We start from the raw sequence: 26,597 nt of genomic DNA on the forward strand, positions 1-26,597 counted from the left end.
ATGAACCTCTACTCCGTTTACGCTATTTACAAATTTGAAATGCATCGATGGTTTCGAACGGTCGGGCAGAGCATTGCCTCGCCGGTGATCTCCACAAGTTTATATTTTGTGGTCTTCGGATCAGCCATTGGTTCGCGCATCACCCAAATCGACGGGATCAGTTACGGATCATTTATCGTGCCCGGTTTAATTATGCTCGCGGTTTTGACAGAAAGCATATCCAACGCGTCGTTTGGGATCTATTTCCCGAAATTTACCGGAACCATTTACGAGCTTCTTTCCGCGCCCATTTCTTATGTTGAGATCCTTTTAGGCTATGTGGGAGCCGCCGCGACCAAATCGATCTTGCTGGGCATTTTGATCCTGATCACCGCGTTTTTTTTCGTTCCCTTACAGATCGCTCATCCTTTCTTCGTACTTTTCTTTTTAGTCTTAACATCCGTTACGTTCAGCTTGTTCGGTTTTATTATCGGTATCTGGGCGGACGGATTTGAAAAACTACAGATCATTCCGATCTTGATCATCACACCTCTTACATTTTTAGGAGGAAGTTTTTACGCGATCAATATGCTGCCGGATTTTTGGCAAAAGATTTCCTTATTTAATCCGGTCGTGTATCTTATCAGTGGTTTTCGTTGGAGTTTCTACGAAAAGTCCGATGTCGGATTGACGCTTAGCCTATTGATGATATTTGTTTTTCTAGCTGTCTGTATAGCTTTTGTCCAGTGGATCTTTAAAACCGGCTATCGGATAAAGAATTAGCGCTTTGTTTGAAAAACTCGCGCATAGCGCTGGCGAGTGTTTTTTGGCTTGATGTTTCATTATAAAAGAGATACGCTAATCATTAGTTAAAATAAAAACGACGATGACAATAACCGAATTACCCTCAATTTTCCAAAAAGAAGACTTTACTAAAGAAGGCCTTTATTTGCTTTTTCCCGACGGCCAAAAGGTCAAGATCGTGCGCGATGAAATTGAGGCGCTTTCCGAGGAATTTTGGCAAGATCCTAAAAAGATCCACCCTAATATCAAAGAAATGCCCGAATTTCAACCTTGCGGACATTGCCCTCATCATGGCGAAGACATTTTGTGTTTAGCTCTTCGGCCCATTTTGCCATATCTAAAAAACGTCGATCGGTACATGTCTTACCAGGAAGTGACGGCGGTTTTTTCTGCCGGGGACGCATCCAACGTTAAGGTTTCCAAGACAACAACCCAGCAGGCGCTTAAATATGTAGCGATCTTAAGTCTCATTTATTATTGCGAAATGGGCAATCGCTATTGCGGGTTTTTAAAAGATATTAGCCCTCTAACACCGCCTAAGGAAATGGCCGATCATCTTTTAAGCAATATCAAAGAGATCTACGGCGAGGATAAAGCAAAGATCAACGAAGAAATTGCCAAATTTCAAAAGGAAGTTTTAGAATCCGCACAATGCCTGACCAAGCGCTTGCGCTTGATCTGTGAAAATGACGCGTTTTTAAACGCGTTCGTTAACGCCCAAACCGCGCTGGACTTCCTGCTTTTAAAGAACCGAAAACAGTCGGCGGGATAAAAGTTCATTTCACTTTCGTCGCAGAAAATAAGGAAATAGTGAAATTAAGATCTTTAAAAAGCAAAACAACCAACTAATCGAAAGGAGTCATGCAATGCGTTTTATAATTGCATTTTTTGTTGCGGCGTTTGTTTTCGGAATTAATTCAAGTGTTTTTGCCCATTGCGGAAAATGTGGAGTGGGTGAAGCCGCGGAAGGTGAGGCTACGCACATGATGGAAAATAAGGTCTGCATGTGCGGAATGGAACTTGATAAAAAAACCTCCGTCCATGAAGAATACGAAGGAAAGACCTATCATTTTTGCCACACGGATTGTGCGGCGAAGTTTAAGGCAAATCCGGCCGAAGGCGTGAAAATGATTTCTGAAAAGAACATGTAATTGATCCGCTTATGTCTGGGCGCCAAAAACGCAATAGCGTTTTTGGCGCCCTTCGCTTTTACCCACCTTTTCTCTCCACAATTGCACTTCGACGGCGCCCTGACGTATCATTAAGGCGCCGCTCAGCACAACCCTGAGCCCCTCGACTTCCGCTCGGGATGGTGAGCAAGAGTCGAACCACAAGAGAAACGCGTCGAAGGGTTGATTTTCCGAAGGAAAAATTGTATAATTCCGAAGCATGAAGATGAATTAAGTAATGCCCTCTAACTCCCAAGAAAGGAGGCAGAAGTTTCTTCTTTTAACCGTAATCACAATGACTTGCTTTAAAACAAAAGGAGAGTGCTTCAATGTTTAGAAAGTTATTAATTTTAGTTGGAATTTTATTAATTTGCAGCCCAATTTATGCAGATACGTACGTTGATGGATACTACCGCAAAGATGGCACATATGTTCAACCACATTACAGAAGCTCGCCTAATAGCACTGAATACGACAATTATTCGACAAAAGGAAACTACAATCCCTATACGGGCAAAGAGGGAACCAAGAATCCCGATAATGACGGATACAGCGGATCATATAATCCTTATGGATCATCCTCAAAGAAGAATAATAATGAAAACAATGGGGGATGGTGAATAAGCAATGTTTATATTTCAATCTGAGATTCAATTGGGAGAATAGATAGTTCTCACTAGGCGCAATCTTGCATCCGCACATCTCGCGGCGAAGCCGCGGGCCGAAGGCGAATGACGAGTGTTCCCGGAATTCATGGAATTCAAATAGGGGAAAGCGGGAAACGGTTTAAAGGACTCTCAATAAAAGGAGTAAAATGTTTAAAAAAATATTAATAGCAAGCAGTTTTATTGTTTTGATAGTGATGGGATCATTGGAAGCTGAAGCCGTCAACTCTACGAAGGCTAATGCCAAGAGTCCGATTGCTAATAATGTTCAATCTAGTATTCATGCCATGACTGAATCCAAGGCGTATGAGTTATTATACAACAATTCTAAGGAATCAAATGATAGGCTAATGTCAACCACACAATGGGCTTGTGGTTTTGTAGCAGGATTTATTCTATTAGTCCTCGGTACTCAAATATTTTTTAATTATCGTATAGGAAAACAGGAAATAGATAACATAAAAAATGAATTAGAAAAAAGGCTAACCGCAGACAAGTCAAATTTATTAGAAAATATTAACAAAGCTAACAAAGAAAACGAACGTATTGTTCAACAGTTATCAGAGAAGGCAAAAAGCGATCTAAAAGAGATTATAGATTCTAGGTTTACAGAGAAAATAAAACTGCTAGAAACGGAAAAAGAAATCTATAAAAAAGATATAGAATTGATCGAGAGCAGGATCAGTACAAAAATAAGCAATTTAGCTATTGATCTTGAGGGTGTTCAAGGGCACGTGTGGAATTTGAGGGGGGTTAAATCAAATGCGATTACTAGGTTTATTGATAAGGCTTTGCTGCAAATTAAAGAAAAAATAGATGTTAAGTACACGTTAAAGGAAATTCATGAAACCTTAGAAAACCTTTCTGAAATACACGAATCTGATTTTCATTCGCTTGAAGACTTAATGAAGAATATACCTGAGAAATATGATGCTCTAAGGAAGTCCATTGACTTCTTATTTAAAAAAATGCCTATTTATAAATTCGTAGATGATCCAAAAAACCCTGAGAATTCTCTTAAAACGTATGTTAAGAAATAAAAAAGTATTTAGACTGAGTCAACAAAAACGGTGCCAGGCACCACTTAATTTGTTAAATCTCAATATTTGATATGGGAATTCTAACCGACATATTGAAAGTGCTGCCGCTTGCAAGCACTGCCATTGGATCTTACTTCTGGATTCGACGCAACGTTTGGTCTTCACATATTTCAATTGCAAAGATAGCTATACCCGGATATGACTACAATGAAGAACTCATAAGAGAGCTATCCGCACAGCGAGCTGATAGTTTAATAGCATGGATTTATATTGTTTTATCCGTGTTCAGCCAGACCATTTTAAATTTTATTCCTATTCCAACCACCTGGGATTACTCAATAACTTTTGAACCTCAGCATTTATTTCTTTTTTTACTGTGCTGCTTATCTTTCTACTTATTTGGGAATCGTGTGTCGCGGTATACGGAGGAAAGAACTTTTAAGAGAGCTATGAAAATCATCTCAAATCCCAAAAAAGGGGCAGTTCCCGGATAGCACGCAAAAGAAAGTGCCAGGCACCGTTTATAAATTCTAAGGAGATTCACAATGCCCAAACCCATTATAAATATTTCTGATATTAAATTGCAGTCTCGTCCCGCGGCCTTTGCGCCAACAGGCAAGTCCGCCGAAAAGTTCGACGCGAAAATGGGGCCGATCGCGCCACTGATCGGTGCGCAAAAGCTGGGTTACAATATTACGTCCGTTCCTCCCGGCAAACGCGCTTTTCCGTTTCACAATCACCGCGTGAATGAAGAAATGTTTTTTATTCTGGAAGGAAAAGGCGAGCTTCGGATCGGCAAAGAAACCTATCCGGTCCGTCAAGGCGATTTTATCGCCTGTCCGCCGGGCGGAAAAGAAACCGCCCATCAAATCATCAATACCGGAACTGAAGAATTAAAATATCTTGCCGTCAGTACTAAAATGTACCCGGAGATTTGTGATTATCCGGATTCGAATAAATTCGGCATCCTCGCCGAATATCCGGCTGGTTCCGATGGCAAGCCCAATCGCTTTATGTTCGTCGGCCGCGAGAATATCAACGTTAATTATTGGGATGGGGAATAGGTAGCAGATTTTTATAAAAAGGTTTTGAAGCCCGCGAGCCCGGGGTACCGCAAACGAAAGATAAAAAATGAAACAATGGTATGAAGCATTATTCGAGAATTACGGGCGCAAATACGATAATGAGCCTTTTGTTCAAGGAACTTCAGGTGAATGCGACTTTATTGAAGCTGAGATAGGCCGTAATAGATCTTTGACGATCATAGATATTGGCTGCGGCACCGGGCGGCATTCCATTGAATTGGCCAAAAGAGGTTATCAGGTCAAAGGTATTGATTTATCCGAGTCACAGCTCGCAAGGGCGAAGGAAAAAGCCAAAGAAGCCGGGGTAACGATCGACTTTCAGAAACATGACGCGCGCGATCTTCCTTTTGAACACGAGTTTGATCTGGCAATTATGCTCTGCGAAGGCGGATTTTCCTTGATGGAAACCGATGAAATGAATTTTGATATCCTCAAAAGTGCTACCAAAGCACTTAAAAGTAAAGGCAAGTTCATTTTCACCACATTAAACGGATTATTCCCGCTGTTTCATTCTGTCAGTGACTTCTATAAATCGGCCGAGAAAGAAGGCCAGTCACAGTGCAAAGAATGTTCCTTTGATCTGATGACTTTCCGTGATCATAACACTGCTGTTTTTGAGGACGATTCCGGAAATAAACAAGAGCTCAAGTGTAACGAGCGTTATTACGTGCCTAGCGAGATAATGTGGCTTTTAAAGACGCTTGAGTTTAAGAAGGTCGACATCTTTGGCGCGAAGCTTGGAGCATATTCAAGAAACGATAAGCTGACAAATGAAGATTTTGAAATGCTCGTGATCGCGCAGAAATAGCTATAAAAATGTGCTGATGGAAAGGCAGGTAGAGCTATGAAAATCGGAGTGATTATCTCAAGCAATGACGCGGAGACCTGCTGGAACGCGATTCGTTATGCTAATTTTGCGCTCGGACAAAAAGATGAAGTCAAAATTTTCTTCATGGGCAAAGGAGTGGAGTATCAAAAAGTCAGCACGGATAAATTCAACACGATTGAGCAAGCAGAGAAATTCATGGCGGACGGCGGAAAGATATACGCCTGCGGAACCTGCATCAAAAGCAGAGAGCAAGAAGGCTCCAAAATGTGCCCGATCTCAACGATGAAAGACATGTATGAAATTATTAAGGAAAGCGATAAGGTTGTGACGTTTTAGATAGTTTTAACAGGAGAACAAGATGGAATACATCGTTGTCTGCTTAGTTGCCTTACTGGCTTCAGGGCTGACTTTCTTTTCAGGATTTGGGCTCGGCACGATCCTGATGCCGGTTTTGGCGATATTTTTTCCTGTTCCCATCGCGGTCGCGGCAACAGCTTTGGCGCACTTCGCGAATAATTTATTTAAATTGTTCCTCGTTGGCCGCCGCGCGAATAAAAGTATTGTGATCCAGTTTGGCGTTCCGGCAATCTTTGCGGCAGTACTCGGCGCATTCTTTTTGACATCTGCTTCTTCAATTCCGGCAATGGCGTCCTATCAAATTGGCGGACATACTTGCGAAATCACGACCGTTAAGCTTGTAGTCGGGTTGCTTATCGTGTTTTTTTCCGGCCTTGAATTCGTTCCGGCATTCGCAAAAATTTCGATCGATCCAAAATATCTGCCTATTGGAGGAATCATCTCCGGGTTTTTTGGCGGATTGTCCGGCAATCAAGGAGCATTTCGCTCAATGTTCCTTATCAAGGCAGGCCTCGCCAAGGAAGAATTTATCGGGACAAACGTTGTCTTAGCCGTCATTGTCGATTGCGGACGATTAACTGTTTACGGCATCGGGCTTTCTTCCGTTTTATCGACGACAATGGCCAATTTGGGTGGATTGATATTAGCCGCTACAATTTCAGCTTTTGCCGGAGCTTACCTTGGAAAAATGATATTAAAAACAGTAACCTTACGGGCAATACAGGTCATTGTTGGGGTAACGCTGATCCTTCTGGGAATAGCGTTAAGCATTGGTATTCTTTAAGGAAAACAATGAAGATATTTTGGAATAAAATAAATTCTAATGGATAAAAATACAAATCTTACACCGAATTTAAAGCAGCCGAAAAATTTTCGGCATGTGAACTTACTCCGAATTCTACGCGGCGGAAAAATCTTTCGGCAGGAAACGCCTCAACATTTTTCTCGCCAGAATTCGGAGTTTGACACCCATGAACAGGTTTCACCAAAGCGAGGATTCTAAATGAAGGTCTTTCTTGAAACCTATGGGTGTCAAATGAACGAGTATGATTCGGAGTTGATTCGTTCCATTCTGACTAAAGCTAATTATTCTTTCGTCAAAACCGAATCGGAAGCTGATGTGATCATGCTCAATACCTGCGCGGTGCGGGAAAACGCGCATCGAAAAGTTTATGGGCGCATTCATGACATCCGCCACGATTTAAACGGAAAGACACCGCTCATTGGCATTTTAGGTTGCATGGCGACAAACTTGCGTAAAGAACTTTTGGAAAGCCGCAATTTAAAGATCGATTTTATCGCCGGGCCGGACAGCTACAAAAAACTTCCCGATCTTATTCGCGCGGCCGGTGAAACCGGCGACAAGCCGTTTGACCTAACTCTTTCCGAATTTGAAACTTATTCGGACGTTTATCCGACGCGTGAAAAAGGTGTTAACGCCTGGATCGCGGTTATGCGCGGATGCAATAATTTCTGCTCATTTTGCGTGGTTCCGTACACACGAGGGCGCGAGCGAAGCCGAGCGCCCGAAAATGTCCTGTCGGAAGTGCGGCGTTTGGCAGATGAAGGTTTTAAACAAGTCACGCTTTTAGGGCAAAATGTGAACTCTTACAATTACGAGGGAAGTGACTTTGCCGACCTTTTGGATAAAGTAAGCACAGTGAAGGGAATTGAGCGCATTCGATTCACCTCGCCGCATCCAAAAGATTTTCCGGAAAGGCTTTTAAAAGTGGTCGCGCAAAATCCCAAGGTGTGCAAACACATTCATTTTCCGCTTCAGGCCGGCAATGATCGCATTTTGGATATGATGATCCGCACCTATACAAAAGAAGAATATTTAGGATTAGTGGATAAAATCCGCTCCCTTTGCCCAGACGTCGCGCTCACCACCGATATTATCGTCGGATTTCCGACGGAAACCGATAGTGATTTTCAAGATACGGTGGATGTGGTCAAAAAAGTTCAATACGATGCCGCGTTCATTTTTAAATATTCCGTCCGAAAAAACACCATCGCCGAGAATAAATATCCGGATGATGTCCCCGATGCCATCAAAGCCGAACGCACCGTTTTACTTAATGATCTGCAAAAAGAGATCTCTTTGATAAAAAACCGTTCGTACGTCGGCCAAACCCATTCCATCCTTATCGAAGAAGAAAGAACAACCCGTTCTGACGAGCATTTTCAAGGCCGCACCGACACTAATATTATCGTTATTATTCCCAAAGGCCCTTATAAGATCGGCGACTTTGTCGATGTGAAAATCACAAGCGCCACACCGCATGTTTTAAAAGGGCAGATATTCAATAACCAATCACCAAATCACAATAACCAAATAATTTCCAATATACAATAACCAATGACCAAACAGCATAGAGATTGTTTATTGAAACATTGGTCATTGATTATTATTTGGAGATTGTAGCTTGGTTATTGGAATTTAATTTCAAATGGAAACTTTAAAAAGCAAAATTTTCCACTTCGCCACCCAAACCCTTGGTTTTGACGACTGCCGATTTACCACACCCGAGCTAAGCGATGCGCTGGTTATCTATAAAGAGTGGCTCGATCACGGCTATCACGGCGAAATGGATTACCTGAAAAAACATTTCAAATTCAAAGAAAACCCCGAGCTTCTTTTAGGCGGCGTAAAATCCGCCATTGTCCTTATAAAAAATTATAGAAACACCCTTGAGCCTAAAATTAACACGCGTACAAAACTCGCTCGATACGCCGTTGGGAAAGATTATCATTTTGTCATTGGAGAAAAACTAAAAGAATTGGAAAATTTCATCAAAAATCAAAATGCTGATATAAAATGTTATGCGGGTGTTGACAGCCGCCCTATTGCCGAGCGAAGCCTGGCGCTAAAAGCGGGAATTGGTTTCTTAGGAAAAAATTCCATGGTCATCCGCCCCGGGCTTGGTTCATATTTTTTTATCGGTGTTGTTTTAACGACACACACCTTCGAACCTGATGACGTTTTAAAATGGGATTGTGGCAGCTGCCGGCTTTGCATTGACGCCTGCCCGACGCAGGCGATCAATAATGATTCAACGCTGAATGCGGTTAAATGCATCAGTTATCAAACGATCGAGCGAAAAGATCCTCTTAGCGCGGATGAAATAAAACAGGCAAAGGGTTGGCTTTTCGGCTGTGATATTTGCCAGGAAGTTTGTCCATACAATACCACGGCGCCTTTAACAAATTGGAAAGAATTTTTACCGGAATCAGGAATAGGATTTGATTTCTTCGAAAAAAGAAAATTAGAAATAATTCCAAAGGATTCCGCCGTTTATCGCTCCCGCGCGCGGATCATACAAAATCATAAATTAGCCAATGAACTTATTTAATTTCTTCCGGAAAAGTGTGCAAAATAAAACAGAGCAAGTCTTGCGAGAACTGCTCTCAAAGCGCATCTTAGTTTTAGACGGCGCCATGGGAACCATGATCCAGGAGCACAAGCTCACCGAAAAAGATTTCCGTTCAAAACGCTTTAGCGATCATCCCTGTGACGTAAAAGGGAACAATGACCTTTTGACCTTGACCCAGCCGCGCATTATCAAAGAGATCCACGAGAAATATCTGGAAGCCGGCGCCGACATCATCGAAACCAATACATTCAACAGCAATCTTTTTTCCATGTCGGATTACCAAATGGAATCCTTGGTTTACGAGCTAAATTTCGCCGGCGCGAAACTTGCGAAAGAAGCCGCCGTAAGTTTTTCCAGAAAGAATTCTAAAAAACCACGTTTTGTTGCGGGCGCTATCGGGCCGACCAATAAAACCGCGTCACTCTCGCCGGATGTCAATAATCCGGGATTTCGCGCCGTTACTTTTGACCAATTAGTTGCCGCTTACGCCGAACAAATTCGCGGGCTCATAGAGGGCGGTGTTGATCTTTTATTGGTGGAAACAGTTTTTGACACGCTTAATTGCAAGGCGGCGCTTTTTGCCATTGAAGATTATTTTGAAAAAATAGGCCGCCGAATTCCGGTGATGGTTTCGGTGACGATTACCGACGCGTCGGGGCGGACACTTTCCGGGCAAACGGCGGAAGCGTTTTGGATCTCCATTGCTCACGTTAGGCCATTTTCCGTCGGGCTCAACTGTGCCTTAGGCGCACCCGAAATGAAACCTTACTTAGAAGATTTGTCTCGAAATGCTGATGTTTTCATCAGCTGCTATCCTAATGCAGGGCTTCCTAACGCGTTCGGACAATACGATCATACGCCGGAATTCATGGCGCAAGTTTTAGGAAATTTTGCTAAGCAAAAATTATTGAATATCATCGGTGGCTGTTGCGGAACAACGCCTCGCCATATTCACGCGATCGCTCGCGCGGTTGAACATATAGAACCGCGGCCGATCCCTTCCGTCGAGAAATATTCTCGTCTAAGCGGGCTGGAGCCTTTGGTTATTCGCCCGGAAACAAATTTTGTTAATGTTGGAGAGCGCACCAATGTCACCGGATCTCCAAAATTCGCCAAGCTCATCAAAGACGGGAATTTTGATGAAGCGCTGTCTATCGCGCGCCAACAAGTCGAAAACGGCGCGCAGATCATCGACATCAATATGGACGAAGCGCTTTTAGATTCTGAAAAGTCCATTACGACTTTTCTGCATTTGATCGCCGCCGAACCGGATATCGCGCGCGTTCCTATTATGATCGATTCATCCAAATGGTCGGTCATCGAAGCCGGATTAAAATGTATTCAAGGAAAAGGGGTTGTCAATTCCATTAGCCTTAAAGAAGGCGAAGAAGTTTTTAAAAACCAAGCTCGGCTTCTTAAGCGTTTTGGCGCCATGGCCGTTGTTATGGCGTTTGACGAACGAGGGCAAGCGGACAGCGCCGAGCGAAAGATCGAAGTCTGCAAACGCTCTTATGACATCCTCACAAAAGAGATCCATTTTCCTCCGGAAGATATTATTTTCGACCCGAATATTTTAACCATCGCCACCGGCATGGAAGAGCACAATAATTACGCCGTTGACTTCATTGAAACGATCAAGCAAATTAAATCAGGCTTACCACACGCGCTGGTGAGCGGCGGGGTCAGCAACATCTCATTTTCTTTTCGCGGTAATGATACAGCACGAGAAGCCATGCACGCAGCGTTTCTTTATCACGCCATTAAAGCCGGGCTTGATATGGGCATTGTCAACGCCGGAAAGATCGCCATTTATGAAGAAATTCCCAAAGACCTTTTAAAACTGGTTGAAGATGTTTTATTTAACCGCGATCCCGACGCGACCCAACGCTTGATTGATTTTGCCGAAACGGTCAAGAAAACCGGTATGACCATTGCCGTCGAAGACAAAAAATGGCGGAAAACCAGCGTCGAAGAGCGGCTATCTCACGCTCTGGTCAACGGCATCGTTGATTTCATTGATGAAGATACAGAGGAAGCGCGGCAAAAACTGGGCAAACCATTAAACGTTATTGAAGGCCCGCTGATGGCGGGAATGAATATCGTAGGCGACTTATTCGGTTCCGGAAAGATGTTTTTGCCTCAAGTTGTCAAAAGCGCGCGCGTTATGAAAAAATCCGTTGCTTATTTAACGCCGTTTATGGAAAAAGAACGCGCCAAGGGCGTTACCGGACATCAATACGCCGGAACAATTCTTTTAGCGACGGTCAAAGGCGATGTTCATGATATTGGAAAAAATATCGTCGGTGTTGTTTTAGCCTGTAATAACTACAAGATCATTGACCTCGGCGTTATGACGCCCGCTTCAAAAATCTTAAAAATCGCGCGAGAAGAAAAGGTTGATCTGATCGGATTGAGCGGGCTTATTACGCCATCATTAGAAGAAATGGTCCACGTAGCGCAAGAATTATCCCGTGAAGGTTTTTCGGTCCCGCTTTTGATCGGCGGTGCGACAACGTCGAAAATGCACACCGCCGTTAAAATAACTCCGGAATATAAACCGGGCGTTGTGCATGTTTTAGACGCTTCCCGAAGCGTGGGTGTTGCCGGGCAGCTTTTAGGCAAGCAAACAAAAGAAAAATTCTTGAACGATACAAAAGCCGAATACGATTCTTTACGTTTGCATTATTTAGGGCAAAAGAAAGAAACCGCGCTTTTATCCATTGAAGAAGCCCGCAACCGAAAACTGCCATTTGATTGGAAAAAATATCAGCCCGTCAAGCCGGCATTTTTCGGCAATAAAGCATTTGCGGGATTTTCTTTGGAAGAGATCGTCAAGCACATTGACTGGTCTCCTTTTTTTCTAACTTGGGAAATGAAGGGAACGTACCCAAAGATCTTTGATGACCCTAAGATCGGCAAAGAGTCTCGAAAACTTTTTTCGGACGCGCAAAAACTTCTTCAAAAGATCATTAAAGAAAAACTCTTAACCGCGAACGCCGTCATTGGTTTTTATCCGGCTAATGCCATCCACGATGACATCGAGTTATATTCGGATGACCATCGCACAAAGCCTATCGCTGTTCTTCATACTTTGCGGCAACAATCCGAAAAAACATCGCGCCAGCCAAATTTCGCGCTTGCCGATTTTATTGCGCCTAAGGAATCAGGAATAAAAGATTATATCGGCTGTTTCGCCGTTACAACCGGCATTGATCTAGAAAAGCTTGTCGCAACATTCGAGAAAGAACATGACGATTACTATAGCATTATGGCAAAGGCTTTGGCCGATCGGTTAGCGGAAGCGTTTGCGGAACATATCCACGCTTTAACGCGAAAAGACCTTTGGGGCTATGCCCGTGACGAAAAATTAACCGATGAAGAAATTATCAAAGAGAAATATCAAGGAATTCGCCCGGCACCGGGTTATCCGGCTTGCCCGGATCACACAGAAAAACAAATAATTTTTGATTTACTTGAAGCTCCTCAGGCAACAGGGATGAAACTGACCGAAAGTTTTGCCATGCTTCCGGCGGCTTCTGTGTGCGGATTGTATTTTTCACATCCCGAAGCAAAGTATTTCGGCGTTGGGAAGATCGGCAAAGACCAGGTGCTTGACTATGCCAAGCGCAAAGGAATGAGCCTTAAGGTAATTGAAAAGTGGCTATCGCCCAATTTGGGATACACCTCGTAATAACAAACTTACGGCCATTTGACATCCATAAACGCCTGTGATATTATTCCTCGTATTTCATTATTTCCGACGAAAGTAAAAAACAATGAGCGCAAAACCAAACATTAAATCCACAGCCGAAAATTCGATCGGGCCGGTCGAAACCAAATTCTACACCTTTGCCCAGCCGCCTCATGAATTTCCTTTGGAAAGCGGAGCAAGTTTAGGGCCCATTACACTCGCTTACGAAACTTATGGCACGCTTAATAAAGACAAATCTAACGCCATCATCATTTTTCATACCCTGACGATGGATGCCCATGCCGCCGGAACAAGCAAAGACGACAAGAAACCCGGCTGGTGGGACCCGATGATCGGACCCGGAAAAGCCTTTGACACAAATAAATATTTTATGATCAGCGTCAATGTCTTGGGTGGATGCAAGGGATCGACCGGCCCATCTTCAATAGATCCAAAAACCGGCAAACCTTATGGATTGAATTTTCCGGTCATCACCATTAAAGATATGGTGGAAACGCAAAGAATTTTGATCCGAGAGCATTTGGGGATCAAAAAGATCCTTTGTTTGGCAGGAGGCTCTATGGGCGGGCTTCAAGCGCTTCAATGGGGTGTCAGCTATCCGGATGAAATTGCTTCCGTTATTGCGATCGCCGCCAATGCCCGTCAGACGGCTCAACAGATCGCTTTGCACGAAGTCGGCCGGCAAGCCATCATGAAAGATCCAGACTGGCAAGGGGGAAACTACTACGGAAAAACTATTCCAGGCCGCGGGCTTGGCATCGCGCGCATGATGGGGCATATTACCTACATGAGCGATAAAAGCATGGAAGAAAAATTCGGACGAAAACTTTTCTCGAAGGAAAAATTCGGATACGATTTTTCCCATGAATTTGAAGTCGAAAATTACTTGAAGTATCGAAGCGACAGCTTTATTCAACGCTTTGATGCCAACTCATATCTTTATATCTCAAAGGCCTTGGATTATTTCGACCTTGCTCCCGATGGAGATTTGGCAAAAGCATTTCGTAATATCAAGGCAAGCTTCTTGGTCATTGCCTTTACATCTGATTGGCTTTATCCGCCTTACCAATCCAAGGATATGGTCAAGGCTCTTAAAACCAACGATATCGATGTTTCTTATTGTGAAGTCGAATCTGATTATGGCCACGACGCGTTTTTAGTCGAGGTTGACGGACAATCACGTTTGATCGAACACTATTTAAAACGAATTCAAAAAGAGATCAGTCGATGACAGAACCCGAAATAAAAAAAGTCCGAATTGACCATAAGGTTATCTTAAGCCTTATTGAACCAAATTCCCGCGTCTTGGACCTAGGTTGCGGCGACGGGGAACTGCTATCTCTTTTGATCCAGGAAAAAGGATGCAAGGCGACCGGAATTGAAATCGACGAAAAGGCTGTCTACAAATGCATGGAGCGGGGATTGACCATTTCTCACGGCGACATTGATTCGGAGCTGGTCGATTACGCAACCAAACGTTTTGATTACGTCATCCTAAACGAAAGCTTACAGCAGGTTTTGCACCCGCAAAAAGTTATTTTTGAATCTTTGCGTGTTGGAAAGAAAGTTATTGTCGGTATTCCGAACTTTTGTCAAGTAAACGCGCGCTTTCAGCTTTTTTTTCGCGGACAAGTTCCTATTACAAAAGAACTGCCTTATGAATGGTACGATACGCCGAACTTGCGTTTCTTAAGCCTTAAGGATTTTCGCCGGTTTTGCCGCGTTAACAGCATTCAAATCGTGAACGAGCGCCCCATTGGGCTCACAAGCGAGATCAGCATCCTGCCGAATCTTTTCGCCCGCGTCGGTATTTACCTTCTTGAAAAAGCCTAAGATGACCCAATCAAAAGAAATCCGCATCGGAGTCTTAACCATATCCGACCGAGCCAGCCGGGGAATTTACAAAGATATTTCCGGGCAAGAGATCATTCGACTGCTTAAGGGCTATTTAACAAATCCGTGGACACCCGTCTATAAGGTCATTGCCGATGAACAAAAGCTCATCACAAAAACACTTTGCCAAATGTCAGACAAACTTGGATGTTGTTTGATCCTAACGACCGGCGGAACGGGACCGGCGCCGCGCGATGTGACGCCGGAGGCAACACAAAAAGCATGTAAAAAAATTCTGCCCGGCTTTGGAGAGCTGATGCGCGCCGTATCGTTAAAATATGTTCCGACGGCAATTTTGTCGCGCCAGACGGCAGGCATTCGCAATAAAACACTTATTATTAATCTTCCCGGAAAACCTAGATCAATAGAGCAATGTTTAGAGGCTGTTTTTCCGGCTGTTCCATATTGCATTGACCTGGTCGGTGGGCCCTATTTAACTGTTAACGAGCGCAAAATAAAAGCCTTTCGCCCAAAACCATCATGAATAAAAAATACGACTACATCATTATTGGTGCCGGAATCGTTGGGCTTACGATCGCTTACGCCCTGAAGAAGAAAAATCCTTCAAACGATATCCTCGTCATTGAAAAAGAACCGGCAATCGCCCGGCATGCTTCGGGGCGAAATAGCGGGGTTCTTCACGCCGGATTTTATTACACCGCCGATTCGCTTAAAGCGCGCTTTACCATTCTTGGTAACCGCGCCATGAAAGAATATTGCCGCAGTAAAAATATCCCTATAAATGAGTGCGGTAAGTTGGTGGTCGCGCAAAACGAAGCAGAACTTGAACAGCTTTACGAATTAGAACGCCGCGGGATAAAAAATGGTTCTTCTGTCCGCCTTATCGAAAGCGCGAAGGCTGAAGAAATCGAACCCAATATCCACACATTTAGAAAAGCACTGCATTCGCCGCTCACCGCAAGCGTTGACCCAAAAGAAGTTTGTCGATCCCTGCAAGCGGATCTTCAAAACATGCAAGTTCAGTTTTCTTTTAATGCCGGGTATTTATCCAGAAAAGGCAACACCATTCAAACCAACCAGGGCGATTTCTCGGCGGAAAAGATCATTAATTGCGCCGGACTTTATGCCGACAAGATCGCGCATGATTTTGGATTTGGAAAGCAATACACCATTGTTCCTTTCAAGGGAATATATTTAGAATACAGCAAGAACAAAACCGACATAAAGACAAATATTTACCCGGTCCCGAATTTAAAAAATCCATTTTTGGGCGTTCATTTCACAAAAACCTCAACCGGAAAAATTAAGATCGGCCCCACCGCAATCCCCGCCTTTTGGAGAGAAAATTATGGCGGAGTTGAAAACTTCAAATTGAGTGAATTGTTTTCGATCGGGTTCCACGAAGCAAAACTTTTTCTGACGAATTCCTTCGGATTTCGGAATCTCGCGTTTGATGAGATCAAGAAATATAACAGGGGGCATTTCATCCAGCTAGCAACCTCTCTGGTAAAGGATATTGACCCAAAAGGTTTTGGCCAATTTTTGGCTCCCGGCATTCGCGCGCAACTTTTACACAAAAAAACCCTCAAACTTCTTCAAGATTTTGTTGTGGAGAGTGACGGCTCAAGCGTTCATGTTCTTAACGCTGTTTCTCCCGCGTTTACCTGCGCTTTTCCGTTTGCCGATTTCGTCGTCAAGAACCACATTGACCCTTCCTAAAAGAGCTTGAAAAATACTTCAAAGTCGTGTAAAGTTTAAATAAGTCGTCTTACGAAGTATTTCTTGACATTCCACTCATTTTCAGTAAAATACCCTCACAATAAAAAGGAGTCTTCTATGGACATACAAATTCATGTGCAAAGTACGCCAAATCCAAACGCGCTTAAGTTCATTCTAAATACGCCGGTAAAAACCGAAGGGAAAGCCGCTTACAAAACGGCCGAAGAGTGCCACGCCAATCCTTTGGCGCGCTATCTATTCGCTATCCCAAATGTTTCAGAGGTTTACTTCTTTGATAATGTTATTACCGTTACGCAGGATGGCAATGCCGATTGGGACGGTCTAGAACTGCAGGTAAAAAATACGATCTTGGAAAAGATCTCAGAACATAATCCAAATTTTACCGTTGATTCCGAGAAAAAAAAACCAGCCCCAACCTCACCGGATCTTGTTAAGATCGAAGAGATCTTGGATCGGACCATACGCCCGGCTCTTCAAGGTGACGGCGGTGATCTACAGGTTATGGGCTTAGAGGGAAACGTTTTGACCGTTAACTATCAGGGAGCCTGCGGTTCTTGCCCTAGCTCTACAATGGGAACGCTCAAGGCCATCGAAGGAATTCTGCGCGAAGAATTCAAGCCGGATCTGGTTGTTCAGGCTGTATAACCCATGGACACATCCGATCTGATCCAAAAAAAGTGCCAGCCTTGCGAAGGAAAGGCAAGCGCCTTTGATACAAACAAAGCCGCTCAATATCTTCCGGCAATTATCGGATGGCAACTGCGCGAGGACGGAAAAACGATTTACCGGGATTTTCAAATGAAGAATTTCTTAGATGCCGTTGATTTGATCAATGACATCGCTGAACTGGCAGAAGCTGAAAATCATCACCCTGATCTGCATTTGACCGGTTATCGAAAACTTTGCGTGGAGTTGAGCACGCACGCCATAAAGGGATTATCCGAGAACGATTTTATTTTAGCCGCAAAAATAAACAAGCTGCTACCCTAAGGAGAAAAATGTTTAAGATCAACCGAAAAGTCGAATACGCGCTTATCTCGCTACGCTACATCAACCACGCTCCCAAAGGGCAATTAGTTTCAGCAAAAGAAATCTGCGAAGCTTACAAAACACCGTTTGATCCCACATCGCGCGTTTTACAGATCATGGCGCAAAACGGAATTTTAAAAGCTGAACACGGCGCTTACGGCGGCTACCAGATCATTAAAAACCTTTCTAAAGTCACGTTTTCACAACTGTCTGAAATGATCGTCGGGCCCATCCAGATCGCGAATTGTTTTCATGGAAACTACGCCCATTGCGACTTGGCGTCCTGCTGCAACATCATCGGGCCAATGCTTAACCTCAATGAACGAATGAGCAAGCTTTTTCGAATGATCACCATTGAAGAGCTGATCGGAGCAAAGCATCAAAATGCGCAAACCGTAAAAGCAAAGAGTCGCACTAACAGCGCTATCACCAAGTAAAAATAAAAGTGACGGAATAAAATGTCTAAAATATTAGATGAAAAATTAAATAGCGATTATAAATACGGATTTATCACCGATATCGAATCGGACACAATTCCTAAAGGGCTGAGTGAAGATGTCGTGCGCATGATCTCGCAAAAAAAGAACGAGCCTGCCTTCATGCTCGAGTGGCGCCTTAAGGCCTACCGGCATTGGACAACCATGACAGAGCCGCATTGGCCTAATTTTCACTATCCGCCCATTAATTATCAAGACGCGACCTATTATTCGGCGCCGAAGAAAAATAAAGATAAGTTAAAAAGCTTAGATGAGGTTGACCAAGAGCTCGTTAAGACATTTGAAAAACTTGGAATTCCTTTAAGCGAACAAAAACGCCTTTCAGGAGTAGCCGTTGACGCCGTTTTTGACAGTGTTTCGGTGGCGACAACCCACAAAGATATTCTCGCCAAAGAGGGTGTTATCTTTTGCTCTATGTCTGAGGCTATTTCAAACCATCCGGATTTAGTAAAGAAATATTTGGGTTCGGTCGTCCCGTATACGGATAATTTCTTTGCCGCTTTAAATGCCGCGGTGTTTAGCGATGGTTCATTTTGCTATATCCCGAAAGGCGTCAAATGTCCGCTTGAGCTTTCAACATATTTTCGAATTAATGCCGCTGAATCAGGGCAATTCGAACGAACGCTTATTGTGGCCGAAGATAATAGTTATGTCAGCTATTTAGAAGGATGTACCGCGCCTATTCGCGACACCAACCAACTTCATGCGGCCGTTGTGGAATTGGTCACATTGGATAATGCGGAAATCAAATATTCTACGGTGCAAAACTGGTATTCCGGCGACAAAGAAGGCAAGGGCGGTATTTATAACTTTGTGACCAAACGCGGACACTGCATCGGAAAGAATTCAAAGATCTCTTGGACCCAGGTTGAGGCAGGGGCCGCCATCACCTGGAAATATCCGAGCGTTATTTTGCAAGGCGACGGTTCAATAGGGAAATTTTATTCGGTCGCCTTGACCAATAATCGTATGCAGGCCGACACCGGAACCAAGATGATCCATATTGGAAAAAATACCAAAAGCACCATTATCTCAAAGGGAATTTCCAGTGATTATTCAAACAATAATTACCGCGGGCTCGTAAAAATATCTCCGCAGGCATCCGGCGCGCGTAATTTTTCTCAGTGCGATTCCATGCTGATCGGAAATAACTGCAGCGCGAATACATTTCCTTATATTGAAGTGAGGAACAACACGGCAACGCTAGAGCATGAGGCATCGACCTCAAAGATCAATGCCGAGCAGATTTTTTATCTAAAATCACGCGGCCTTGATGCCGAGGGAGCCGTTTCTCTGATCATCAATGGCTTTTGCAAAGAAGTTTTTAAAGAACTGCCTCTGGAGTTTTCCGTTGAAGCGGTAAAGCTTTTAGAGCTTAAACTTGAAGGCAGTGTGGGATAATCACACGAACAATAAATAAAAAGGATGGATGAGAGCAATGTTAGATATTAAAGATTTACATGTTTCGGTCAATGAAACACCGATCCTCAAAGGATTAAACCTAAAAGTTAATCCGGGGGAGATCCATGCCATTATGGGGCCCAATGGTTCCGGAAAAAGCACTTTAGCCAAGATCATCGCGGGGCATCCGGAATACAAGGTCACCAAAGGACGGATGGATTACGAAGTGAACTTGAAGAAGATCAACCTCGCAGAGCTTGAACCGGAAGAACGCGCCAAAGAAGGAATTTTCCTGGCGTTTCAATATCCCGTAGAGATTCCCGGCGTATCGGGATCTGTTTTTTTACGCGCCGCGTTCAATGAGATCTGCAAGCACCAAGGCGTCGATGAAATGGACCCGTTGGAGTTTGATGAATTTCTTCGCGAAAAAATGAAACTTTTAGAAATGAACGAAAAGTTCATCGACCGTCCGGTCAATGTGGATTTTTCCGGCGGCGAGAAAAAGCGTAATGAGATATTACAAATGGCAATTTTGTCTCCGCGATTAGCCGTCCTTGACGAAACCGACTCAGGCCTTGATATCGATTCCATGCGCATTGTCGCTGACGGTGTCAATAAACTGAAAAATAAAAACATGGGGATCATTGTCATTACCCATTATCAACGCCTTTTGAATTATATTATCCCGGATTTTGTCCACATTCTTTACGACGGGCGCATTGTTAAATCTGAAGGAAAAGAACTCGCGCTTAAGGTTGAAGAACGAGGGTACGACTGGATCACCTAATGAAAACGCCCGAATTAAACTCTATGAATTTTCTTCCGGAAGCAAAAGATTTTGAGCAGTCATCTGCTAACAATCTTGCCTGGCTTAGTCCGTTACGCCAAAACGCCGCAAAGCATTTTTTGGAGCTGGGAATTCCAACGATAAAAAATGAAGAGTGGAAATATACCGATACCCGCGGCATCTTAGAAAGGAAATTTTATTTTCCGAAAGAAAGCCAGCTGCAAAACAAGGAATTGTTACAACGCCATTTAAATCCCCAGGACATTAATATTGTTTTTGTGAACGGACATTTTTCCTCCGAATTATCGGAGACAAAAGACCTGCCTAAGGGAATTAGTATTGTTAATATCGGCAATATAGCCGCTCAAAAAGACCAAGACCTAGCTTCTTTGATCAATAAATATGATCTTCGCCAAGACGACGCATTTTGCGCGTTAAATAATGCTTTTTTAAAAGACGGCACCTTTATTAAAGTCAGTGAGAATGTTATCGAAGGAAGGCTCATCCACATCATCCATTTGACTGATACGCTCTCTAAAGATTCGGTGATTTTCCCTCGCACACTTATCCTTGCCGGAAAATCAAGCGAAACCAAGATCATCGAGACCTATGCTTCCTCTTCCGAGAAAAGCTATTTAACCGGAGCTGTTTCAGACGTGTTCTTAGCGGCGAACGCCAAATTGCATCACTACAAGATCCAAAGCGAAGGGAAGAATGCTTTTCATATCGGGGCAACCCGCGCTTTTCAAGAACGCGACAGCCACTTTGAATCTTTTTCTTTATCGGTCGGCGGAAAATTAGTACGCAATAATCTTTCCATTGTCTTAAATGGCGAAGGCGCCGATGCCGTCCTTAACGGCCTTTATTCCGTAACTGACCATCAACACATTGATAATCACACATCAGTCGATCATCGTCCACCAAATTGCACCAGTAATCAACTTTATAAAGGTATTTTAGACGGCCATGCCCGCGCTGTTTTTAACGGAAAGATCTTTGTGCGCCGAGAAGCGCAAAAAACAAACTCCTACCAACTTAATAAAAATCTTCTCTTGGGCGCGGGATGCCAAGTTGACACAAAGCCGCAGCTAGAAATATTTGCCGACGATGTCAAGTGTACACACGGAGCCACTATCGGACAGCTCGATGAAGACGAACTTTTTTATCTTGAAACACGCGCCATCCCAAAAAAATTAGCAACAAAAATGCTTTCCAGGGGCTTTGTTAATGATATCTTAGATAGAGTGGAATCTTCGGATGTCAAAGGCCGGTTGGACAGCGTCTTGACATCCGCATCAACAATCTTACAGTGAGCGCATCCGATGCTTACGCATTTTGACGTAAACCAAATACGCAAAGATTTTCCTATTCTCAGCCGTAAAGTCCACGGAAAACCTTTGGTCTACTTTGATAATGCCGCTACAACCCTAAAACCGCAAAGGGTTATTGATGCCCTCACGCATCACTATGTAGCCGAAACTTCCAATGTTCATCGCGGTGTTCATCACTTAAGCGAGCTAGCCACGGCCGCATTTCAAGGATCACGCCAAAAAATCAAGAACTTCCTTAATGCTTCAAAGGCTTCCGAGATAATTTTTACCCGAGGAACGACGGATTCCATCAATCTCGTTTCCCAAAGCTATGGAAAAAAATTCCTTAAAAAAGGCGATGAGATCATCCTTTCGCACATGGAACATCATTCCAACATTGTTCCGTGGCAAATTCTTTGCGAAGAGAAGGGGTGTTCTTTAAAAATAATTCCTATTGATGATACCGGCACTTTGATCCTTCCGGAATTTGAAAAATTGATCAATGAACGCACCAAATTTATTTCCATTGTTTACGCGTCAAATTCTTTAGGAACGATCAATCCGGTCAAAAAAATCATTGCGACGGCAAAAAAACACAATATCCCGGTCCTCATTGACGCGGCGCAAGCCGTCAGCCATATGAAAATAGATGTCCAAGACCTTGATTGTGATTTTTTGGCATTTTCAGGGCATAAGTTGTTTGGCCCAACGGGAGTCGGCGTTCTTTACGGAAAAGAGAGGCTTCTTGACGAAATGCCACCGGTCCAAGGCGGCGGAGATATGATCGCCTCCGTAACATTTGAAAAAACAACCTACAATGCCTTGCCTTATAAATTTGAAGCAGGAACTCCTCATATTGCCGGCGTTATCGGTTTAGGCGCGGCGGTCGATTATCTCCAATCTTTGGGAATTGAGAAAACATCCGTCCAGGAACAAGACCTGCTTAACTACGGGACAAAAGCTCTTTTAACGATCCCCGGTCTTCGTTTGATCGGAACTGCTAAAGAAAAAGTTTCTGTGCTTTCATTTGTTTTAAACAATATTCATCCGCACGATCTTGGAACTTTGATCGACGAAGAGGGAATTGCCATTCGTACCGGACATCACTGCACCATGCCTTTGATGCAGCGGTTTAACGTACCCGCCACAGCCCGGGCATCGCTTTCGTTTTATAATACAACCGAAGAGATCGATAAACTTGTTTCCGCTATTCATAAAGCAAAGGAAGTTTTTCATGAGTGATGCCGCGCGCCACGAACTTTACCAGCAAGTCATCTTGGAACATAATAAAAATCCGCGTAATTTTAAAAAGCTGGAAAACCCAACGCATTTTGCCGAAGGATATAATCCGCTTTGCGGCGATCATTTGATGGTTTACATGAAGATTAATTCAGGCAATATTATCGAGGATGTTTCTTTTGAAGGATCAGGCTGTGCTATCTCAAAGGCATCCGCATCCATGATGACAGCCAGCTTGAAGGGCAAGACAGCCGATGAGGCTAAAAAGACCTTTGCGGAATTCCATAAGCTTGTCACGGGAGAACTAAACCCAACAAAAGACCCGAACACTCTCGGAAAACTTTCTATATTTTCCGGAATATGGCAATATCCATCACGCGTTAAATGCGCTGTTCTTTCCTGGCATACAATGAACGGTGCTTTAAATAAGATCCAAACTGTCTCTACGGAAAAATGAACGCTTCCCACAGCCCTCATTATTCAACGCTGACTGATGCGGTCGATGGATTAGGTACGATACCTTCTATCGCTGATCCGGCCATTTTTAAAAACGCTACCGTCGATCAACATCGCCGCCCACTAAATGATCTGCGGATTTCTGTTATCGACCGCTGCAATTTTCGCTGTCCTTACTGTATGCCCGGCGAAGAAGGCGGGCACCAGTATCATTTTCTTAAAAAAGAAGAGTGGCTAACATTTGAGGAGATAAGGAAATTAACGCAAGTTTTCGTTAATTTAGGTGTTTCTAAGGTGCGCATTACCGGTGGCGAACCGCTTTTACGGGAAAACCTTCCCAGCCTTATTGAGAAAATTCGAAGTATTAAAGGTGTTTCTGATCTAGCGCTGACAACAAACGGTATTTTTCTTAAAAACCACGCGAAATCTTTACGCGATGCCGGACTCTCGCGAATTACCATAAGTCTTGATACGCTGGACGAGAATACCTTTCGTGTCATGAGCGGCGGTAAAGGCGAGTTAACCCAAGTTTTGGAAGGCATTACGGCCGCGCAACAATGCGGTTTTGGAAATTTAAAAATTAATGCCGTCATCCAAAGAAACTTGAACGATAAAAACATCCTGCAATTAGCCGAATATTTTAGAGGAACAAAACACATCATCCGTTTTATAGAATATATGGATGTAGGAAACCAAAACGGCTGGCGCTGTGACCTTGTTGTCCCGTCCGCGCAAGTTTTAAAAATAATCGACGAGCGTTTTCCTCTTGAAGCTATGGAACCAAATTATCAGGGAGAAGTTGCCGCGCGTTATCGATACAAAGACGGGCAGGGAGAAATTGGATTCATCTCGTCAATTACGCAGCCTTTTTGTGGAACATGCACGCGCGCACGGCTATCGACCGATGGAAAATTTTATACATGCCTTTTCGCCGGTTCCGGGTTAGACCTGCGTTCACAGCTGCGCCGCGGCGCGACAGAACAAGAATTGCTGCAAGCAATTAGTAATACTTGGAAAAATCGTAGTGACCGCTATTCCGAAGAACGCTTTACACTCTCCCAAAAAAATTTCCATTCTAAGAAAGTTGAAATGTACCAAATAGGCGGGTAATTACTTAATTATCTGGCAGGATCCATCTAAGCAGCCGCTAAATTCTCCCACAAGTCGAACTTCTCGTGTTAAAGAAAATCCAAATTGTTTTTGAACAACCTCGGCCATCTTTCTTGATAGATCATAAACATTTTGAGACGTGCATCCCGACGATTTAACAATAATATTGGCGTGCTTTTCATAAACAACAGCACCGCCGACTTTCATTTCCTTTGCGCCGGCTTGCTCCAAAAACCAACCCGCGGCTTGACGACGGCCGGCCGCTGATGTTGGCTCAATATTTTTAAAAAAGCTTCCGGCGCACGGATAGTGCATCAAATCAGGATGTTTTTCATGGCGGATCTTAAGGATTTCTTGCCGCTCAGATAATAACTTTTCTTTATCACCACGGATAAGTTTAAAACATGCCGACAAAACAATTTTATTGGCTTCCTTAAGATTTGAATGTCGGTATTGGAAATCCAGAGAAGAAGGGAAAACGGTTTGTTTAATTCCACCCTCATCTAAGAGCTCGATGGATTCTAGGCAATCACTTATTTGTTTTCCAAAGGCACCCGCATTGCCGACAATCGCACCGCCAACCGTTCCGGGAATTCCGGTCGTGCAGTTTAATCCTTCCAGGGAATGTTGCGCGGCAAAAAGCGCCAGGTCGTCCAAAAGCGTACTTGACGAAACAAGGATTTTCTCTCCCGAAAGCTCGATCAGTGGTTTTTCGCTTACAAAACGAACCACAACGCAATCTAATCCGGAGTCGGAAACAAGTAAATTAGAACCACTGCCGATAAGGATAAACTTCAGTTTTCTATTCAGAAGTTCACGAATTGTTTGCTCAAGCTGTTGAGGTGTTTGGCAAGAAACAAGACAGGGGCAAGGGCCGCCAAGCTGAAACGTGGTGAATTTTTCTAAGCGAACGTTAGCGGCAACTTCACAGCCAGCCTTTTCTAAAAACTTATAATCATTCATTATCTTTAACCAAAAGAGATTTAGGTTCCTCGCGGCGCGCTAACAAATACAGATAATCCGAAAGGCGGTTGAACCAGATAAGCAAAACTTTATTTTGAATGGTTTTATTCTTTAAAAGCGTAACTATTTTTCGCTCGCATCGACGGGAAACCGCACGAGCATAATCAAGATAGGCCGCTGAAAGAGTACTTGCGGGAACAATAAACCCTTTTGGAATCTTTGTTTTAGCTTCTAGGCAGGAACGCTTTTCATCTAATACGCTTAACATGCGCTCATCTAAACGCTGTGGCAAACGGGAAAGTTTCTTTGCGGTCGTCGCCAGCTCTGACGCCGCGACAAAGAGGCTTTTTTGAATATATAAAATATCTTTTTTTGCTTCTTTATTTTTTACATAATTCCGGGCGATGCCTAACAGGGAAACTAATTCATCAATATCGCCATACGCGTCCAATCGAGGAGAATTTTTCAAGACCTTTTCTCCGGAAAAAAGCCTGCTAAAGCCTTCATCGCCTTGTTTCGTTGTAATGCTCATCAATAGTCGCTCACGTAAATTTCTTTTTTTAAAATAGGGAGGCGCTTTTTTAATTCTTCGATTACATAACGGCATGCCTTAAACGCTTCATCGCGATGCGCGCTAAGAGCAGCGATCCAAATCGTTCTATCGCCGACTTTTAAGCGTCCGATACGATGAACGCAGCGCAGCTCATAAACATCAAATTTTTTTTTTGCTTCTTTTAAGATCGTTCTGCCAATTCGCAAAGTCCGCGGCCCGGTACTGCGATATTCAAGCCCGGAAATCTTATGGCCCATGCTATTGTTTCGCACAAAACCTTCAAAGGAAACCAAAGCGCCGGCCTTAGAAGATTTTGGCGTATTTTTTTGAATGAAGCTCTTTAAAGATTTTCCTGAAATGGCGAACATGAGAACTAATATTTCAATTTAACGGTACCGCTTTTAATAGAACACTGGCAAGAGAGGCGATTATCGCGATCCATCCCGAGATCTAATTCCTCTTGGTTCAATTCGCTTAAATTTTCCGCGCCTTCCAAAACTTTCACCTGACACGTCGCGCAAACTCCGGAATTACAGCTAAAGGGAATTCCTGATTTCTCGCAAACTTCCGCAATTGACGATCCGTCGGGAATTTCATGTTCAGCATTATCGATGATCAATTTAGCCATTTTAGATCTTGCCTTT

General features: G+C 43.5%; 29 protein-coding genes. 25 read left to right on the plus strand and 4 right to left on the minus strand.

The features are described from left to right. The 25 genes from WC676_05955 to moaA all read left to right on the plus strand — a co-directional run bounded on the left by WC676_05955 (position 1) and on the right by moaA (position 24,437). Entirely contained in the window at positions 1–762 is a 762-nt protein-coding gene (locus WC676_05955) for an ABC transporter permease (GenBank protein MFA5060154.1), read from the plus strand. Between the two features lie 103 nt (positions 763–865). Next, positions 866–1,555, plus strand: a complete 690-nt coding sequence (locus WC676_05960; GenBank protein ID MFA5060155.1) for a hypothetical protein — start codon at positions 866–868, stop codon at positions 1,553–1,555. Between the two features lie 94 nt (positions 1,556–1,649). Then, positions 1,650–1,934, plus strand: a complete 285-nt coding sequence (locus tag WC676_05965) for a YHS domain-containing protein (GenBank protein MFA5060156.1) — start codon at positions 1,650–1,652, stop codon at positions 1,932–1,934. Between the two features lie 347 nt (positions 1,935–2,281). Next, positions 2,282–2,572, plus strand: a complete 291-nt coding sequence (locus tag WC676_05970) for a hypothetical protein (protein ID MFA5060157.1) — start codon at positions 2,282–2,284, stop codon at positions 2,570–2,572. 194 nt (positions 2,573–2,766) lie between these two features. Beyond that, complete coding sequence (locus WC676_05975) at positions 2,767–3,657, plus strand: hypothetical protein (protein ID MFA5060158.1); 891 nt, start codon at positions 2,767–2,769, stop codon at positions 3,655–3,657. 545 nt (positions 3,658–4,202) lie between these two features. Beyond that, on the plus strand, positions 4,203–4,721 hold the full coding sequence (locus WC676_05980) for a cupin domain-containing protein (protein ID MFA5060159.1): 519 nt from the start codon (positions 4,203–4,205) through the stop codon (positions 4,719–4,721). A 67-nt stretch (positions 4,722–4,788) separates the two neighbouring features. Continuing rightward, positions 4,789–5,550, plus strand: coding sequence for a class I SAM-dependent methyltransferase (locus WC676_05985; protein MFA5060160.1), 762 nt, complete (start codon positions 4,789–4,791; stop codon positions 5,548–5,550). Positions 5,551–5,586: 36 nt separating this feature from the next. Further along, on the plus strand, positions 5,587–5,907 hold the full coding sequence (locus WC676_05990) for a DsrE family protein (protein ID MFA5060161.1): 321 nt from the start codon (positions 5,587–5,589) through the stop codon (positions 5,905–5,907). A 22-nt stretch (positions 5,908–5,929) separates the two neighbouring features. Beyond that, complete coding sequence (locus tag WC676_05995) at positions 5,930–6,712, plus strand: TSUP family transporter (protein ID MFA5060162.1); 783 nt, start codon at positions 5,930–5,932, stop codon at positions 6,710–6,712. A gap of 219 nt (positions 6,713–6,931) precedes the next feature. Beyond that, entirely contained in the window at positions 6,932–8,284 is a 1,353-nt protein-coding gene (gene miaB, locus WC676_06000; GenBank protein ID MFA5060163.1) for a tRNA (N6-isopentenyl adenosine(37)-C2)-methylthiotransferase MiaB, read from the plus strand. 94 nt (positions 8,285–8,378) lie between these two features. Then, complete coding sequence (gene queG, locus WC676_06005) at positions 8,379–9,281, plus strand: tRNA epoxyqueuosine(34) reductase QueG (protein MFA5060164.1); 903 nt, start codon at positions 8,379–8,381, stop codon at positions 9,279–9,281. A 16-nt stretch (positions 9,282–9,297) separates the two neighbouring features. Next, positions 9,298–12,993, plus strand: a complete 3,696-nt coding sequence (metH, locus tag WC676_06010; GenBank protein MFA5060165.1) for a methionine synthase — start codon at positions 9,298–9,300, stop codon at positions 12,991–12,993. 85 nt (positions 12,994–13,078) lie between these two features. Beyond that, positions 13,079–14,245, plus strand: coding sequence for a homoserine O-acetyltransferase (locus WC676_06015; GenBank protein MFA5060166.1), 1,167 nt, complete (start codon positions 13,079–13,081; stop codon positions 14,243–14,245). Beyond that, positions 14,242–14,847 (plus strand): methionine biosynthesis protein MetW, encoded by a 606-nt coding sequence (gene metW, locus WC676_06020; protein MFA5060167.1) that lies wholly within the window; start codon positions 14,242–14,244, stop codon positions 14,845–14,847. The genes WC676_06015 and metW overlap by 4 nt, the downstream gene beginning before the upstream one ends. A 1-nt stretch (position 14,848) precedes the next feature. Continuing rightward, a complete protein-coding gene (gene mog / locus WC676_06025; GenBank protein MFA5060168.1) occupies positions 14,849–15,391 on the plus strand; it encodes a molybdopterin adenylyltransferase in 543 nt (180 codons plus the stop codon). Further along, the gene (gene lhgO, locus WC676_06030; GenBank protein MFA5060169.1) at positions 15,388–16,587 is read left to right on the plus strand and encodes an L-2-hydroxyglutarate oxidase; all 1,200 of its coding nucleotides are present in this window, start codon (positions 15,388–15,390) and stop codon (positions 16,585–16,587) included. The genes mog and lhgO overlap by 4 nt, the downstream gene beginning before the upstream one ends. 117 nt (positions 16,588–16,704) lie before the next feature. Continuing rightward, a complete protein-coding gene (locus WC676_06035; GenBank protein ID MFA5060170.1) occupies positions 16,705–17,253 on the plus strand; it encodes a NifU family protein in 549 nt (182 codons plus the stop codon). 3 nt (positions 17,254–17,256) lie between these two features. Next, entirely contained in the window at positions 17,257–17,598 is a 342-nt protein-coding gene (locus WC676_06040) for a 4a-hydroxytetrahydrobiopterin dehydratase (GenBank protein MFA5060171.1), read from the plus strand. 8 nt (positions 17,599–17,606) lie between these two features. Next, positions 17,607–18,074: an Rrf2 family transcriptional regulator gene (locus WC676_06045; GenBank protein ID MFA5060172.1), complete on the plus strand. Its 468-nt coding sequence runs from the start codon at positions 17,607–17,609 to the stop codon at positions 18,072–18,074. Positions 18,075–18,095: 21 nt separating this feature from the next. Further along, positions 18,096–19,535, plus strand: a complete 1,440-nt coding sequence (sufB, locus tag WC676_06050; protein ID MFA5060173.1) for a Fe-S cluster assembly protein SufB — start codon at positions 18,096–18,098, stop codon at positions 19,533–19,535. Positions 19,536–19,572: 37 nt separating this feature from the next. Beyond that, entirely contained in the window at positions 19,573–20,322 is a 750-nt protein-coding gene (sufC, locus tag WC676_06055; GenBank protein MFA5060174.1) for a Fe-S cluster assembly ATPase SufC, read from the plus strand. Beyond that, positions 20,322–21,635 carry a Fe-S cluster assembly protein SufD gene (sufD, locus tag WC676_06060; protein ID MFA5060175.1) on the plus strand — a complete coding sequence of 438 codons (1,314 nt, stop codon included), beginning with the start codon at positions 20,322–20,324 and terminating at the stop codon, positions 21,633–21,635. The genes sufC and sufD overlap by 1 nt, the downstream gene beginning before the upstream one ends. Positions 21,636–21,644: 9 nt before the next feature. After that, positions 21,645–22,874, plus strand: a complete 1,230-nt coding sequence (locus WC676_06065; protein MFA5060176.1) for a cysteine desulfurase — start codon at positions 21,645–21,647, stop codon at positions 22,872–22,874. Beyond that, positions 22,867–23,328 (plus strand): SUF system NifU family Fe-S cluster assembly protein, encoded by a 462-nt coding sequence (locus WC676_06070; GenBank protein MFA5060177.1) that lies wholly within the window; start codon positions 22,867–22,869, stop codon positions 23,326–23,328. The genes WC676_06065 and WC676_06070 overlap by 8 nt, the downstream gene beginning before the upstream one ends. Next, the gene (moaA, locus tag WC676_06075) at positions 23,325–24,437 is read left to right on the plus strand and encodes a GTP 3',8-cyclase MoaA (GenBank protein MFA5060178.1); all 1,113 of its coding nucleotides are present in this window, start codon (positions 23,325–23,327) and stop codon (positions 24,435–24,437) included. The genes WC676_06070 and moaA overlap by 4 nt, the downstream gene beginning before the upstream one ends. Here moaA and murB read toward each other — a convergent pair whose 3' ends face one another. The 4 genes from murB to WC676_06095 are packed head-to-tail and all read right to left on the minus strand — an operon-like array spanning position 24,438 to position 26,581. Further along, positions 24,438–25,400, minus strand: coding sequence for a UDP-N-acetylmuramate dehydrogenase (gene murB, locus WC676_06080; GenBank protein MFA5060179.1), 963 nt, complete (start codon positions 25,398–25,400; stop codon positions 24,438–24,440). It abuts the gene before it with no gap. Next, positions 25,393–25,932: a cob(I)yrinic acid a,c-diamide adenosyltransferase gene (locus tag WC676_06085; protein ID MFA5060180.1), complete on the minus strand. Its 540-nt coding sequence runs from the start codon at positions 25,930–25,932 to the stop codon at positions 25,393–25,395. Before WC676_06085 ends, murB begins: the two co-directional genes overlap by 8 nt. Next, on the minus strand, positions 25,932–26,321 hold the full coding sequence (locus tag WC676_06090; protein MFA5060181.1) for a molybdenum cofactor biosynthesis protein MoaE: 390 nt from the start codon (positions 26,319–26,321) through the stop codon (positions 25,932–25,934). The genes WC676_06085 and WC676_06090 overlap by 1 nt, the downstream gene beginning before the upstream one ends. Before the next feature lie 5 nt (positions 26,322–26,326). Beyond that, on the minus strand, positions 26,327–26,581 hold the full coding sequence (locus tag WC676_06095) for a 2Fe-2S iron-sulfur cluster-binding protein (protein MFA5060182.1): 255 nt from the start codon (positions 26,579–26,581) through the stop codon (positions 26,327–26,329). Positions 26,582–26,597 lie beyond the last annotated feature (16 nt).

Source organism: Candidatus Omnitrophota bacterium (assembly GCA_041649175.1).
In the GTDB taxonomy this organism is placed as follows: Bacteria; Omnitrophota; Gorgyraeia; order Zapsychrales; family JBAZNR01; genus JBAZNR01.

What these genes read in the sequence shown, in the direction of transcription:
- WC676_06040 (MFA5060171.1), top strand. Translation starts at nt 17,257, where the DNA reads ATGGACACATCCGATCTGATCCAAAAAAAGTGCCAGCCTTGCGAAGGA.
- WC676_06070 (MFA5060177.1), top strand. Translation starts at nt 22,867, where the DNA reads ATGAGTGATGCCGCGCGCCACGAACTTTACCAGCAAGTCATCTTGGAA.
- sufB (MFA5060173.1), top strand. Translation starts at nt 18,096, where the DNA reads ATGTCTAAAATATTAGATGAAAAATTAAATAGCGATTATAAATACGGA.
- WC676_06015 (MFA5060166.1), top strand. Translation starts at nt 13,079, where the DNA reads ATGAGCGCAAAACCAAACATTAAATCCACAGCCGAAAATTCGATCGGG.
- WC676_05995 (MFA5060162.1), top strand. Translation starts at nt 5,930, where the DNA reads ATGGAATACATCGTTGTCTGCTTAGTTGCCTTACTGGCTTCAGGGCTG.
- WC676_06035 (MFA5060170.1), top strand. Translation starts at nt 16,705, where the DNA reads ATGGACATACAAATTCATGTGCAAAGTACGCCAAATCCAAACGCGCTT.
- moaA (MFA5060178.1), top strand. Translation starts at nt 23,325, where the DNA reads ATGAACGCTTCCCACAGCCCTCATTATTCAACGCTGACTGATGCGGTC.
- WC676_06065 (MFA5060176.1), top strand. Translation starts at nt 21,645, where the DNA reads ATGCTTACGCATTTTGACGTAAACCAAATACGCAAAGATTTTCCTATT.
- miaB (MFA5060163.1), top strand. Translation starts at nt 6,932, where the DNA reads ATGAAGGTCTTTCTTGAAACCTATGGGTGTCAAATGAACGAGTATGAT.
- WC676_05970 (MFA5060157.1), top strand. Translation starts at nt 2,282, where the DNA reads ATGTTTAGAAAGTTATTAATTTTAGTTGGAATTTTATTAATTTGCAGC.
- murB (MFA5060179.1), bottom strand. Translation starts at nt 25,400, where the DNA reads ATGAATGATTATAAGTTTTTAGAAAAGGCTGGCTGTGAAGTTGCCGCT.
- WC676_05980 (MFA5060159.1), top strand. Translation starts at nt 4,203, where the DNA reads ATGCCCAAACCCATTATAAATATTTCTGATATTAAATTGCAGTCTCGT.
- sufD (MFA5060175.1), top strand. Translation starts at nt 20,322, where the DNA reads ATGAAAACGCCCGAATTAAACTCTATGAATTTTCTTCCGGAAGCAAAA.
- metW (MFA5060167.1), top strand. Translation starts at nt 14,242, where the DNA reads ATGACAGAACCCGAAATAAAAAAAGTCCGAATTGACCATAAGGTTATC.
- WC676_05975 (MFA5060158.1), top strand. Translation starts at nt 2,767, where the DNA reads ATGTTTAAAAAAATATTAATAGCAAGCAGTTTTATTGTTTTGATAGTG.
- WC676_05985 (MFA5060160.1), top strand. Translation starts at nt 4,789, where the DNA reads ATGAAACAATGGTATGAAGCATTATTCGAGAATTACGGGCGCAAATAC.
- WC676_05965 (MFA5060156.1), top strand. Translation starts at nt 1,650, where the DNA reads ATGCGTTTTATAATTGCATTTTTTGTTGCGGCGTTTGTTTTCGGAATT.
- mog (MFA5060168.1), top strand. Translation starts at nt 14,849, where the DNA reads ATGACCCAATCAAAAGAAATCCGCATCGGAGTCTTAACCATATCCGAC.
- WC676_05955 (MFA5060154.1), top strand. Translation starts at nt 1, where the DNA reads ATGAACCTCTACTCCGTTTACGCTATTTACAAATTTGAAATGCATCGA.
- lhgO (MFA5060169.1), top strand. Translation starts at nt 15,388, where the DNA reads ATGAATAAAAAATACGACTACATCATTATTGGTGCCGGAATCGTTGGG.
- sufC (MFA5060174.1), top strand. Translation starts at nt 19,573, where the DNA reads ATGTTAGATATTAAAGATTTACATGTTTCGGTCAATGAAACACCGATC.
- WC676_06095 (MFA5060182.1), bottom strand. Translation starts at nt 26,581, where the DNA reads ATGGCTAAATTGATCATCGATAATGCTGAACATGAAATTCCCGACGGA.
- WC676_05960 (MFA5060155.1), top strand. Translation starts at nt 866, where the DNA reads ATGACAATAACCGAATTACCCTCAATTTTCCAAAAAGAAGACTTTACT.
- WC676_05990 (MFA5060161.1), top strand. Translation starts at nt 5,587, where the DNA reads ATGAAAATCGGAGTGATTATCTCAAGCAATGACGCGGAGACCTGCTGG.
- WC676_06085 (MFA5060180.1), bottom strand. Translation starts at nt 25,932, where the DNA reads ATGAGCATTACAACGAAACAAGGCGATGAAGGCTTTAGCAGGCTTTTT.
- WC676_06045 (MFA5060172.1), top strand. Translation starts at nt 17,607, where the DNA reads ATGTTTAAGATCAACCGAAAAGTCGAATACGCGCTTATCTCGCTACGC.
- WC676_06090 (MFA5060181.1), bottom strand. Translation starts at nt 26,321, where the DNA reads ATGTTCGCCATTTCAGGAAAATCTTTAAAGAGCTTCATTCAAAAAAAT.
- queG (MFA5060164.1), top strand. Translation starts at nt 8,379, where the DNA reads ATGGAAACTTTAAAAAGCAAAATTTTCCACTTCGCCACCCAAACCCTT.